The 12,416-nt window shown below is 70.4% G+C and carries 13 protein-coding genes (1 of these 13 running past the window's edge); 3 read left to right on the top strand and 10 right to left on the bottom strand.

Annotation, left to right across the window (positions count from 1 at the left end; translation table 11 throughout):
* Positions 1-91: 91 nt before the first annotated feature.
* From CED_RS06315 to CED_RS06290, 6 genes are all read right to left on the bottom strand, one after another.
* Positions 92-1,525 (bottom strand): cell wall metabolism sensor histidine kinase WalK, encoded by a 1,434-nt coding sequence (locus CED_RS06315; RefSeq protein WP_235186937.1) that lies wholly within the window; start codon positions 1,523-1,525, stop codon positions 92-94.
* 65 nt (positions 1,526-1,590) lie between these two features.
* The gene (locus tag CED_RS06310; protein WP_011434703.1) at positions 1,591-2,319 is read right to left on the bottom strand and encodes a response regulator transcription factor; all 729 of its coding nucleotides are present in this window, start codon (positions 2,317-2,319) and stop codon (positions 1,591-1,593) included.
* Positions 2,316-3,197 carry an FAD:protein FMN transferase gene (locus CED_RS06305; protein ID WP_035909135.1) on the bottom strand — a complete coding sequence of 294 codons (882 nt, stop codon included), beginning with the start codon at positions 3,195-3,197 and terminating at the stop codon, positions 2,316-2,318. The genes CED_RS06310 and CED_RS06305 overlap by 4 nt, the downstream gene beginning before the upstream one ends.
* Positions 3,190-3,771 (bottom strand): FMN-binding protein, encoded by a 582-nt coding sequence (locus CED_RS25080; RefSeq protein ID WP_023840141.1) that lies wholly within the window; start codon positions 3,769-3,771, stop codon positions 3,190-3,192. Before CED_RS25080 ends, CED_RS06305 begins: the two co-directional genes overlap by 8 nt.
* On the bottom strand, positions 3,768-5,114 hold the full coding sequence (locus tag CED_RS06295; RefSeq protein WP_035909133.1) for a ferric reductase-like transmembrane domain-containing protein: 1,347 nt from the start codon (positions 5,112-5,114) through the stop codon (positions 3,768-3,770). The genes CED_RS25080 and CED_RS06295 overlap by 4 nt, the downstream gene beginning before the upstream one ends.
* Positions 5,115-5,253: 139 nt before the next feature.
* Positions 5,254-5,532: a hypothetical protein gene (locus CED_RS06290; protein ID WP_011434699.1), complete on the bottom strand. Its 279-nt coding sequence runs from the start codon at positions 5,530-5,532 to the stop codon at positions 5,254-5,256.
* A 579-nt stretch (positions 5,533-6,111) separates the two neighbouring features.
* On the opposite strand from CED_RS06290, the gene CED_RS06285 reads away from it, so the two are divergent.
* The 3 genes from CED_RS06285 to CED_RS24610 all read left to right on the top strand — a co-directional run bounded on the left by CED_RS06285 (position 6,112) and on the right by CED_RS24610 (position 8,361).
* Entirely contained in the window at positions 6,112-6,972 is an 861-nt protein-coding gene (locus tag CED_RS06285) for a helix-turn-helix transcriptional regulator (protein WP_035909130.1), read from the top strand.
* On the top strand, positions 6,969-7,211 hold the full coding sequence (locus tag CED_RS06280) for a DUF397 domain-containing protein (protein ID WP_035909129.1): 243 nt from the start codon (positions 6,969-6,971) through the stop codon (positions 7,209-7,211). Before CED_RS06285 ends, CED_RS06280 begins: the two co-directional genes overlap by 4 nt.
* 991 nt (positions 7,212-8,202) lie before the next feature.
* Positions 8,203-8,361, top strand: coding sequence for a hypothetical protein (locus tag CED_RS24610; protein ID WP_023840144.1), 159 nt, complete (start codon positions 8,203-8,205; stop codon positions 8,359-8,361).
* A 287-nt stretch (positions 8,362-8,648) separates the two neighbouring features.
* Here CED_RS24610 and CED_RS06275 read toward each other — a convergent pair whose 3' ends face one another.
* The 4 genes from CED_RS06275 to CED_RS06260 all read right to left on the bottom strand — a co-directional run.
* Positions 8,649-9,743: a DMT family transporter gene (locus CED_RS06275; RefSeq protein ID WP_011434695.1), complete on the bottom strand. Its 1,095-nt coding sequence runs from the start codon at positions 9,741-9,743 to the stop codon at positions 8,649-8,651.
* Between the two features lie 52 nt (positions 9,744-9,795).
* Positions 9,796-11,103: a glycosyl hydrolase gene (locus tag CED_RS06270; RefSeq protein WP_035909128.1), complete on the bottom strand. Its 1,308-nt coding sequence runs from the start codon at positions 11,101-11,103 to the stop codon at positions 9,796-9,798.
* A 2-nt stretch (positions 11,104-11,105) separates the two neighbouring features.
* Positions 11,106-12,083, bottom strand: a complete 978-nt coding sequence (locus CED_RS06265; RefSeq protein WP_035909126.1) for an NAD(P)-dependent oxidoreductase — start codon at positions 12,081-12,083, stop codon at positions 11,106-11,108.
* A 2-nt stretch (positions 12,084-12,085) separates the two neighbouring features.
* Positions 12,086-12,416: the 3' end of a DegT/DnrJ/EryC1/StrS aminotransferase family protein gene (locus CED_RS06260; RefSeq protein ID WP_035909124.1), read on the bottom strand. 800 nt of this gene lie beyond the right edge of the window; the window shows 331 of its 1,131 coding nt (coding positions 801-1,131); its start codon lies off the right edge, out of view — the gene reads right to left on this strand; its stop codon occupies positions 12,086-12,088.

Genomic DNA, 12,416 nt, shown 5'->3' with positions numbered 1-12,416 from the left:
GACCGAGGTGATGAACCAGAACNCCNCCCCCTNCGCCGCCTAGCGCGCGCCCGCCACGTCTCCGGGCCCGTTTCCGGCGAAGGTGAACAGGTCAGTCGGGCTGCGACGGACCGGGCAGGACGAGACGGAACGTCGCCCCGCCGCCCGGGGTCGGCCGGTACTCGACCCGCCCGCCGTGCGCGGTGGCGACGGCGTCGACGATGGACAGGCCCAGACCGGTCCCGCCGGCGTCCCGGGACCGCCCGGCATCGGCCCGGAAGAAGCGTTCGAAGAGGTGGGCCACGGCATCCTCGGGGACGCCCGGGCCGTGGTCGACCACCGAGACCACGATCCCGTCGGTGGGACCATCGCCCGTCGGCCCCGGGGAGCCGGCTTCGAGGGGGCCCACGGAGACGGAGATCCCGGCGTCGGGCGGGGTGTGGACGACGGCGTTGCGGACGAGGTTGCCGACGGCCTGCCGCAGCCGGCCCTCATCGCCGAGCACCTCGAGGATCGGCGGCACGTCGACCTCGATCGTCCGTCCCGGGCTCACCACACGGGCGTCGGTGACGATGTCACGGACCATCGCCGCGACGTCGACCGGCTGGCGCTCCAGCACCGGTCGCTGGTCCAGCCGGGCGAGCAGCAGCAGGTCATCCACCAGCTCGCTCATGCGCGCGGACTCCTCCTCGATGCGGCGCATGACCATCGCCAGGTCCTCGGGCCGCTCCGCGGCGCCGCGGTGGAACATCTCGGCGTACCCGCGGATCGATGTCAACGGGGTCCGCAGCTCGTGGCTCGCGTCCCCGACGAAGCGGCGCAGACGCCCTTCGGAGACCTCACGCGCCCGGAACGCCGCCTCGATCCGGGTGAGCATCGCGTTGAAGGCGAGCCCGAGCCGACCCACCTCGGTCCGGCGGTCCGCGTCGGCGACCCGCCTGGTCAGGTCGCCGTGGGCGATCAGGTCCGCGGTCTGCTCGATCCGGGTCAGGGGACGCAGCCCAAGCCGGATGATGACGTATGCCATCACGGCCAGCGCGGCCGTGACCACCGAGGTCGCCACGACCTCGATCCTGGTGACCCGGTCAAGGGTGGCGTTCACCTCCGCGAAGGGCACGGCGACGATCAGCACATACCCGTTGTCGAAGCGCTCCGCGAGCATCCTGAACCGGCCGCCATGGTCCTCGGCGCCCACCGTGCACAGCGGGACGGTCGCGAGGTCCGGATGCAGCCGGGCGGTGGCGAGCAGGCGTGCCGACACCGCCGGACGCTGCGTCGGCGCCGCCGGGCCACCCGGACCACCCGGGCCACCCGGGCCGGGGCTGGCCTCGGCGAGCCGGCGGCCGGCGCCGTCGTACAACGCGCCGTAGGTGCCCACCAGGAACGTGGTGCCGAAACCTGGGTAGTGGTCATCCCCGTCCCCGTCCCCGCCGGCCCGCAGGAGCAACTGCTCCATCAGCGGATGGGCGTCCCGGACCTGCTGGTCCAGCCGGCCACGCAGGTAGGCCCCCAGAGCCCCTCGCGTGCCGACGGCGCCGAGAGCCATCCCGACGGCCAGCAGGCCCACCAGGGCCAGCAGCAGCCGGGCCCGCAGGGACAGGACCGGCCGGCTCAACGCGGCAGGCGCAGCACGTAGCCGACGCCGCGCACCGTGTGGATCAGCGGGGGTGGCACGTCGTCGATCTTGCGCCGCAGATAGCTGACGTAGGTCTCCAGGACCCGCGCGTCACCGCCGAAGTCATGTCCCCAGACGTGGTCGAGGAGTTGGGCCCGGGTGAGCACCTTGCGGGCGTTCGCGAGCAGGTAGTGCAGCAGGCGATACTCGGTGGCGGTGAGGTCGACGTGCCGCCCGGCGCGCCGCACCTCGCGGGTCTCCGGGTCGAGCTCGAGATCGGCGAAACGCAGCGGCGTGGGCGCGCCGTCGGCGGCCCCGGCCCGGCGCAGGATCGCCCGGACCCGGGCGATCAGCTCGCTGACCGCGAACGGTTTCGTCACGTAGTCGTCCCCGCCGAGGGTCAGTCCGTGCACCTTGTCCTCGGTGGCGTCCCGGGCCGTCAGGAACAGGGTGGGCACGCCCTGCCCCGATCGCCGCAGCCGCTCGCAGACCGCGAACCCGTCGATGTCGGGGAGCATGACGTCCAGCACGAGCAGGTCCGGCGGGGACAGGGCGGCCTGTGTCAACGCCGCCTGCCCGGAGTGCGCGGCGCGTACGTCGAAGCCCTCGTAGCGCAGTGCCATGGTCACGAGGTCGGTGATCGCCTCCTCGTCGTCGACGACGAGGACCCTGATCGGACGGTCCACCCACCCAGTCTCGTCCTGCTCGCCGGGAAGACCGGTCATCGGGATCCGGCGGACGCGGAACGGGACCCGTCCGATGCGGGGGGTGATGCGGGGGGTGCGGACGCGGCGGCGGCCACCTGGCCGGGGAATCCCCCCGAATGGTCCAGCCGACCGACGGCGTCGACGATCAGCCAGGCCCATCCCTCCCGAGCAAGATCGACAAGCAGGGTCCACGCGTCCCGGCCGGCGGCGAGGGCGGCCGTGGCGTAGGCGTCCGCCAGGGTGAGGNCCGGTCCAACGAGGGTGACCGCGACGAGCTCGGTCGCCGGGATGCCGGTGCGCGGGTCGATCACGTGCGCGCCCCGCTCCAACACCCCCGAGGTGGCGACGGCCAGCTCGGTGCCCTCGACCACCGCGACGAGTCGGCTCCGGTCGAAGGGATCCGACNCCCCCNCCCGCCAGGGTCGCCCCGGCGCCGAGGCGACTCCCCTGGCCCGCAGGTCCCCCGCCGCATTGACGCAGTGGTCCGCGGCTCCGGCGTCAGTCAGCACCCGGGAGGCCGCCTCGGCCGCCCAGCCCTTGACCAGACCGGTGGGGTCCAGCGTGCCGTCGCCCCGCCACGCCGGGTCGAACCTGCCGCCGGTCCGCTCCCGGCAGGCGCGGGCCACCCGGTAGACCTCGCGGACGTGGTCGGGACAGGCACCGAGGTCGACCTCGCCGCGCCGGATTCGAGAGACCCAGGACCCGGGCAGGAACGTGCTGAAATCCTCGTCCGCCCGGTGCAGGACCGCAGCCGCCGCCTCGATCGCCGCCGCCAGATCCGCTGGGGCGAGCGGGGTGCGGACGTCGATGCTGACGACGGTGCCCATCACCGGTTCGGCGCGGACCCGTCCGGGCCGAACCGGCACCGGCCCGCCCGACACCGGCAGGCTAGGCACCGGCCTTGTCCAGGGCGGACTGGACGGACCACGCGTACCCGTTGCTGGTGTACGAGGCGCCGGAGACGGTGTCGATCCGGGCGTTCTGGGCGTCGAGCACCTCCTGGCGCAGGATCGGCACGGCCCGTTCGTTGATCTCGATGTCCCGCCGCTCCCGGTCCGGCATCTGCAGGACAACCACATCGGTGATCTTCTTCCCGACCAGGACAAGCTGGACCTGCACCGGCCCGTAGCGGGTATCGATGGCGTCCCCGGTCACCGTCCGGGTGGTAACCGTTCCGGCGGAGCCCGAACCTGTGGACCCCGCGGTGGCGGAGAAGGACGGGGCCGGTGTGCCCGCCGACGCGGAGGGCTGAGCGGGCTGAGCGGAGGGCTGAGGGGTCGCCCCGGCGGAGGGCTGAGGGGTCGCCCCGGCGGCGGTCGGCGACGCGGCGAGTGCCACCAGCCGCTCCCCGTGTCCGGTCGCGGCCTTCGCACCGACCACGAGGATGGCGGCTCCCATCAGCGCCACGAAACCGAGCCTTCCCCGGTAGGGTTTTTCGGCGTTGTCGTTGTTGTCGTTGTTGTCGTTCAACGGAGATCGAACTCCTCGGTGTGAATCTGGTCACGGGAAACGCCGAGACCGCGAAGCGCCCGGACGACCGTGGTGGTCATCCCACGAGGGCCACAGACGAAGACGTCGCGGTCGGCGGCGTCCGGGATGGCGGCATCGAGGAAGCGGGCCTCCAGCGGGTCGTATCCGAGCTCACGCCGGGAACCGATCACCCGGTGGACGATCATTCGACTGCTCTCGGCGAGCGCCTCAAACTCCCGTCCCAGCGCGAGATCGCTCGGCCGGCTCACCCGGTGCACAACCACGACGTCGTCGCCACGACCGGCAAGATCCTCTGCCAGCGCCCGAACCGGTCCGATTCCGCTGCCCCCGCCGACGAGCAGCGCCCGGCCCCGGTGGGCCCGCGCGGCGGTGAAATGTCCGAAGGGACCTTCCGCCACGACCGGTGTGCCCGGTCGCAGCAGGGCGACCGCCCGGGAGTGGTCGCCGGCGGCCTTGACCGTGATACGCAGCTGATGCGCTGTCGGCGGGGCCGACAGCGAGTAGGGGNGCGCGGTCACGAGATGCCCGCGGGNGGCGAACCGCCACAGCAGGAACTGCCCCGGACGCGCACCGAGCCGGTGCAGGTCGTGACCGCGGATCCACACCGAGACGACGCCGGGTGCCTCCTCCACCACCCGATCGACCGTCATCCGGTGCCGGGCCACGGCCGCGATCGGCAGGATCAGGCGCCAGACGACGAGACAGGCGGCGACGGAGACGTACATCGCGGTCCACAGCAGCCGGTTAACCGGGTGACCGACGAAGTCCCCACCGGTCTCCGTCTGGTGGAAGAAGACCAGGAACACGGCGAGGTAGGTGGTGAGATGCAGCGCGTACCAGACTTCGTACGAGATGCGCGGCCGGGCCGCCCGGGCACTCGCGACCCCGACGGCCACGAACAGCAGGGTGCCGACGGTGGCCTTCCACATCTCCGGGTATGTCATGATCACCGTGACGAGCTCGGCGAGCGGCTGATGATGCCCGGCCAAGCCGTAACCCCACACCGTCAGCAGGATGTGGACGACGATGAGCAGGATGACGTTCGTGCCCAGGCCGCGGTGCCACGCGGCCAGCCGGTCGAGACCGACGGCGCGTTCGAAGGCCGGTATCCGTGCCATGAGCAGCAGTTGCACGAGCACCAGATAGGCCGCCAGCAGGCCGCAGACCCGACCGACCGCGGTCATGGCGGGCCCGGCGCCGTGGACGCTGGACGCGGAGGNGTCGAACCACCACAGGGCCACCACGGCGATCCCCCAGGCCACCAGGGCGAGACGCACCACGAGGNGGGGAGACCATCGGGCCGGGTGCCGCGTCGAACTCATGGGACGGACGATGTCCGGAGAGGCTGTGGACTACCTGAGAGAAGCCTCGGAACTTGCCGGGACTTCCCCGGAGCCGTCACGGGCCGGGGGCCACGCCAACCCGCAGGCGGGAGTCACCAGCAGCCACGAGTGGACCGGCTCAGGACGCCCGGGCGTGCTTACGAGCGTTAGCGGCATGCCGCAGGTCGCCACTCCCGCAGTATCCGTACTCGACCCGTCGCCGCCACACGGTCAGCCGGCAGCGGTCCGCCTCGATCGTCCAGGTACGGCGTTCGACCCGATCCTCGATCTGCACGGGCCGCGAGGTCACCGGCTCGTTCGCGCGCAGATGAGCCCAGTTGTGCGCCGCCTCCCATTCCGGGAAGGTGGCCACCAGTTCGCCATCGCCGTCATAAACCTGGAATTGGCGAGTCGTCATTGTCGCGCCTTTCGGTGATTGTCCGATAATGATGATCGTGTATCTGCCCGCCGGAGCCGCCGCGGAAGAAATCCCCTCCGCGCACAGCCGCGCGACGCACAGCCGCGCGACGGAGAGCCGCACGACGGAGAGCCGCACGACGGGGACAGCGCGGCGGACAACGGCGAGATGGCCGGCTCCGGGCGAGGATCGTCATCCACTCAGCCGGAACCGGCGGTTGACGGTTGACGCCTGAGGGGNGACGCCTGACAGCCGCCGGCGTCGACACATGCGGGACCGGCGACGCGGCCGCCGGGCATGGAGGCACCACAGGTGCGGGGCGCCGTGTCTCGGCGCGGTCTCCCTACCGACATCCCGGACCCTGCGCGATGACCATCGACGTCTCCCCGCAACCAGCTCTGCCCCACACTCTCACCTTGAGGTGCATCATCGCTACTCAAGGTAAGCATGACCCCTGCACGCCTCTTCTGCAAGAGCTTCTGTAAGAGTTTCGCTACCCAGCGATGCGCGCCCTGGGTGAGGAGTGGCGAACAAGTGGCAGGATGCATCCATCACCCCGAAGAGCCCGAAGGACGAGCGATGGCCACGAGCGGCGGTCCGACCGTGCGGCGAAGGCGCCTGGGCGCCGAGTTACGACGACTTCGCGAGGGGGCGGGCATCTCCGTCGACGAGGTCTGCCAACTGCTGCGCTGTTCGGTTTCCAAGGTCAGTCGGATGGAGAACGGCCGCGTGCCGGTCCGCACCCGGGACGTGTCCGACCTGCTGGCTCTCTACGGCGTGACCGACGACGAACGCCGGGACGCGTTGCTGGCCCTGGCCCGCGAGTCCCGGCGCCACGGCTGGTGGCACACCTACCACGACGTGGTCCCCGCCTGGTTCGAGATCTATATCGGCCTGGAGGGCGACGCCGCCTCGATCTCGGTCTACGAATCGCAGCTCGTCCATGGGCTGCTGCAGACCAGCGACTACGCCCGGCCCGTCATCCGGGCCGACGATCCGGAGGTGAGCGAGGACGAGGTCGAACGCAAGATCGCGCTCAGGCTGGACCGGCAGCGCCGGCTCACCGCCGCCGATCATCCTCGCCTCTGGGTGATTCTGGACGAGGCGGTCCTACGCCGGACAATCGGCGGCAGAGCCGTCATGCGAAGCCAACTTGAGTTCCTCGCCAAACAGTCCGAGCTGCCGAACGTGACAATTCAGGTACTTCCCTTCTCCGTGGGCGCGCATGCCAGCCTGGGAAGCACATNCTCGATACTCGGATTCCCCGAGTCGGGAGACAACGAAGTGGTCTATATAGAGGAAGCGGCCGGAAGTCTCTATATTGAGCGCCCCTCCGAAGTCAGGCGCTATAGAGTGAAGCTGGATCATCTTCTGGCGGCAGCCCTGCGGCCGGAAGAGTCCATCCAGATGATACTCTCGGTCGCAGAGGAAATGAAATGATCAGATATATGAAGCCGATCACCGACAATGCCATCGAGGCGGCTTGGCGCAAGAGCAGCTACAGCAACGGCGCGGGCGGTATGTGTGTGGANGTCGCGGCGCTCGGCGGGGGCGTCGCCGTCCGTGACTCGAAGAACCCGACCGGGCCGGTGCTCGCCTTCTCGGCGGCCGAGTGGGACGCGTTCCTGGCCGGCGCGCGGGACGGCGAGTTCGACCGGAGCCGGATCATCCCGGGCTGAACCACCACCCAGCCCTGATCCGGGGGAATGGGGTGGGATGTCCTGTTCCCACCGAAAAATCCCATCGGAAAAAGCGAGATCGCCGCTGGTCGGCCTCGGCCCGGTTCCGGTCGCTCCGGCACGTCGCGACCGGAACCGGGCCGTCCGCTTTCGGCTCTCCCCCACGGTTCGATGCGCATCGCTCCGGTGACCGTANCCCCGCCGATCACGCCGGTAACCGGGTGATCCTCGGTCAACCCCTACCCGGGCCGGGATGCCCGGGCCAGGATGCACCGCCCTGGTGTTTCAGGCCCTGGTGTTTCAGAGCGGGACCGGCGCCGGGCCGGACCCGCCATGCGGAGACGATTCGATCAACGGCATCGTTCCATCGGCCTGGGGGCCGAGATACCTGTTCAGGAAGTCTCGCCACGAGCCGGTTGGCTCTTGCGCAATGCCTCCCGGTCGCGCACTCTTGTAGATGTTCGGTCGAGCTTCGTTGCCTGGACGTTCGTCTTGTCGCGGTTGTTACATGATTGTAACGTGATGTGGATACGGCAGCGCGTCACTCGCCGCGAGGCGATCGGGTGACAAGGCTCCTGCGGTCTCCCGTCACAGCCCGGCAGGTCGGCGTCTGGCCACCTTGCACCCGACCGGAACAGGCCACGCGGGCGTCAAGCGCCCGCCCAACGCGGAGGAGGGCAGTCGTTGTGACCATATGTGATAATACGGCTACCCGCGTGCGGCGCCATAACGCACCTGCCCGGATCCTCGGTCAGCCGGGGCGGGCGGAGCGCAGAGTCGCCATCCCGTCGCCCTCCTAGCGAGGCGGCGCAGNGCAGCGTCCGCCCGCTCTCCGGGTCCATCTGCTCATCTCCGATCTCGGATCGACCTCGTGTCGAAAGGATCGGCCGAGGCATCGTCGCCTCGTTCCCCGCCTTCCGGTCCGGTGTGCCGNCCGAGGNCNCCCGCGAGTTGCAATNCCNTNTTNCCCTGCCACTGGGAGGTGATTGCCGTGGCCACCGCCACGACCAACCTGCTCAACACTCCGATCGAAGATCAGCGCGTCGAGCGTGTCCGCCGCGCGGCGCTGTCGGCCTACGTGGACGGAAAGATCTCCTTCGCGCAGGCGAACCTGCGGGTGCGCAAGGCCCTTCAGCGATTCGGGGTCTGACGAGCCAGCCGGGTCGTCGAGATGCGGCTGGCGGCGCCTCGACGACCCGGCCGGAGAGGAAACCCTGATCGCCCGGTCCGCGCCTGCTCTGCTCCGGGCCGGGCAGCAAACCTGGGCGGCGGGGATACGCGGGAAACGTGCGAGCGGGAAACGTGCGAGCGGGAAACGTGCGAGCGGGAAACGTGCGAGGCGGGCAAGCGGGAGACGGCCGGGCGCCCGGGCGATCGGGGGGTGAACCCGAGCGGCCGGCCACGACGACTATCTCACCGAAAGCACACGGCGCATCACTATAAGTTCTTCGACATGCCGCTGCGGTGAGCAACCGTGCCGGTACGAGCGTTAGAAGCCGCTTCGTCCCGGGCCCTTGCCGGCTGCCCCGGCTCCGCCTCCGATGGCTCGACCACCTCCGGCCGGCCGTCCAGGGGCGCGACGCCGTCCCCCAACCCGCGGTCGTCGGGGGTGGGTCGCAGCACGCTCTCAAGTTCGTCCACGGACCGGTCTGCCGCCATCCGATCACGGCCGAGAGCGGCGATTCCGGCCGCGACCAGGACCATCGCGACGATGAACGCCGCGCGGCGGACGCCGTCGGGCGCCGGCTCGCTGAACAGCGTCAGGCCCAGAGTCACCGGCAGGAAGGCGGAGACCCCGCTGGTCACCGGGAAGGCGATGACGGCGGCGCGCCCTTGCAGGCCACGCTGCTGAAGACCGAGCGCCAGCACGGAGAACAGCACGAGGACGTAGGGCGTCGGAGTGGTGAGCAGGTCCACCAGCGTGGACTGCCCCTCACGTCGTTCGTTCACCGCCAGGCCGATCTGGCGGGTCGCCAGCGTGGCGATGGCGTAGCTGACCCCGGCCGCGGCCCCGAATCCGAACGCGGCACCCGCGACCATCTCCCGCACCGCGGCCAGGTTGGCGAGGGACGCGCAGAGCAGCGCGAAGACCAGACCGAGGACCAGGAAGGCCAGCAGGACATCGGTGCTGGCCGAGCTGCCGACCTCCGCTCGGCGCGTGAAGGCGAAGGCGAGCAGGCCGATACCGCCGACCATCGCGACCACGCCCAGCCAGCCGGTCAGGCTGATGTTCTCGCCGAGCACCCGCTGCGCCAGCAGGGTGAAGACGATCATGTCGAGGGCCATCACCGGGGCGACCATCGCCACCGGGGCCACGGACAGCGCATACACCTCCAGCAGGAACGAGCCCGCCTCCACGGCGAGGCCGATCAGCCACAGGGGGCGCAGCACCAGTCGGGCCAGCAGCGCAAGCCCCAGCCCCGAGCTCTCCTCCTCCCGGCGGGCAGCGCGGGCCTGGACGAGCGGCGCGATCCCGTAGAGAGCCGCCGAGACGACCGCGGTCGGCAGACCGATCACCAGGGCTCTGCTCATGTCCCGTCCAACATCGTGGCCCTCGGGATCCGTCCCGAACCGTGGGTTCGCCTCACCAGTCCGCGCCGAAACCGATCTGCGCCAGAGCCGCCCCGAATGCCCGCTCCCACGCGTGCGGGCCGATCGCCACCCGGTCCGACGGTGGCTTGACCCGGTCAAGGCACGCGAGCGCGGATCTGGTCAACGACACCGGGTCGGTGTTCGTCACCTCGGCATGACCTCGCTCGAGCTCCTTCTGAAGGTTATCCCGGCCATGCCCCGGCACCACGTCGATGAGCAGCAGGTCCCGGCCGATCACCCGAGCCTCGCTGCAGGTGTCCCCGGACGACGTGACGACCAGGTCGCTCGCCGCCATCAGCGCCGGGACGCGATCGGTGAAGCCGAACGGGATGACCTTGTGCTGCTGTTCCGACAGAGACGCCAACCGCGCGGCCAACCGCTGGTTGCGGCCGGCCACCGCAAGCACGTAGATGCCCGCCGCGGCCATGGCCGCGGCACCCTCTACCAACGGTCCCAGCCCCCAGGAGCCGGACATCAGCAGCACGCAGGGAGCGTCCGCGGGGATGCCGAGCGCGGCCCGCGCCTCCTCCTGGGTGGGCGGGTCGTAGAAGGGTTCCCGGACCGGGGTCGGGACCACCGAGATCAGCGCGTTCGGCGAGAACCGCCGCACGTACCGGGCGGCGGTCTGCGAGGTGACCAGGTAGAGGTCGGTGTTGTCGTGTACCCACAGCCGGTGCACGCAGCAGTCGGTGGAGAACACCGCCGTCACCAGGCCGGGGAACTCGGCCTTGACCCGGCTGGCCGCCGCGGCTCCGGTAGCGAAGATCGAGATCACGAGATCGGTCGGCTGGGCGGCCAGTTCCTCGCGCAATGCCGGGACGACGAACCGGCNCGAGGTCCTCTCGATGGCCTGGGCGAGCCGGCCACCGGTTCTCATCTGTGAGAAGTGCACGGCATCATACAGGCCCGGAACGGCGATCATGCCACGGAAGACCTTCTCCCCCCGGGAGCCGTTGCGCCCACCGAGCATGCGCAGGCTGTCGGCGGTCCGGGTGGTGAACCCGCGCCGGGTGAGCGACGCGCCGCACGCCTGTGCCATCACGTCGTGGCCCATCCCGAGCGAGCCCGACAGCAGCAGCGCGCCGCCGCGTCGCGTCGGCGTCCCGGCGGGCCGGACATCGACGCCGTGCGTGCGCGGATCGGCGGGGAGGGCGCCGGCGNCCGGNCCCCCCGCTGCGGCCGGCCCTGGCAGGACAGGTTCCGTGACCCCCGGTTCGCCGGCGGCTGGNGGGCCGCCGNCCCCCGCCTCAACATCATCTTCGGATGGTCCATTCACCGTGCTACCGCCGATCTGCGCCATGGTCACTCCGAGGAGGCCGCGGAGATATCGAGGTCGCCGACAGGCGGGAGCGCCTGAGCCGGAGGCCGTCGATTTGCCAGATACCACTCGATGTACTGCCGGACACCCTCCGAGAAGGGTGTGGTCGGTCGCCATCCGAGCACCTCCGCGGCCCGCTGCGCGGAGATCTCCCGACCGCGGAAGTCCCCGGGGCGCGCAGGCATGTGTTCGATGGCGGTGCCGGGGAAGTACTCCTGGACGGCCCGTGCCATCTCCAGCACACTGACCGATTCGCTGCCCTCGAGGGCGAGCGTAGTGTTGGCCGCGTCGGGGGTCAGAGCCAGCACGTGCGCCTCGGCCAGGTCCCGGACGAAAACGTAGTTGCGGAACTGCAGACCGTCGCCGGCCACCGTCAGCGACTCGCCGTTCAGAGCCTTGCGGACAAAGCGGGCCAGCACCAGCTCGTCACGCATTCCGGGGCCGTAGGGGATGCCGTAACGCAGGATCGTGAACGGCAGCCCGTAGGTCTGCTGATAGCTGTGCAGCAGCAGTTCGGCGGCCAGTTTCGTCGAGGTGTAGACATGCCCGGCGCGGCCCAGCGTGATCTCGGCGTCCTCCGTCAGCGGCGCCGAACCGGCCCGGTCACCGACCGCCCCGTACACCCAGACGGTGCTGGCGAACNGCACCCGGCGAACCCCGACCTGCCGCGCCGCCTCGCAGATGTTCCCGGTGCCCTCGACGTTGAGCCGCACGGTGCGCACCGGGTCGGCGAACGCGAAGTCCACATTGGACATCCCCGCGATGTGGAAGACGGCCTCGACGCCCCTCAGCGCGGCGGTGACCGCCGGCAGATCAAGCACGTCGAGGTGCTGGTAACTAGCCCGGGGGTCGACCGGCCGGTGTTCGACGTCCAGTGAGAGAACGTCGTGACCGGCGTCAAGCAGACGGTCGACCACATGGCTGCCGATGAAACCCGACCCTCCGGTTACCGCGATCTTCATCGTCATCCGTCCAGGCTCAGGCTCTGCAGCGCGGCGGCGAAGGACGCGACCACATGGTCGGCCTCCGCCTCGGTCATGTCCGAATGGATGGGCAGGCACACGTGCCGGGCGCAGATGTCCTCGGCGACCGGAAGGGACCGGAGCGCATAGTCGCCGAAGACCGGCTGCCGGTGCAGCGGCGACTCGTAAACCTCACCGCTCAGGGAGACGCCGTGGCGTTCCTTCAGCTNCTTCTTCAGCCGGCCGCGGTCGATTCCGGGGCGGGGCAGGACGATGTACTTGTAGTAGTTGCAGAGACCATCCGGCGGCACCTGCAGGCGGGTGNCGGTACCC

Source organism: Frankia sp. CeD (assembly GCF_000732115.1).
GTDB classification, from domain to species: Bacteria; Actinomycetota; Actinomycetes; order Frankiales; family Frankiaceae; genus Frankia; species Frankia casuarinae.
The sequence above is the reverse complement of the archived record's forward strand: the minus strand, read 5'-3'. Positions and strand labels throughout refer to the sequence as shown.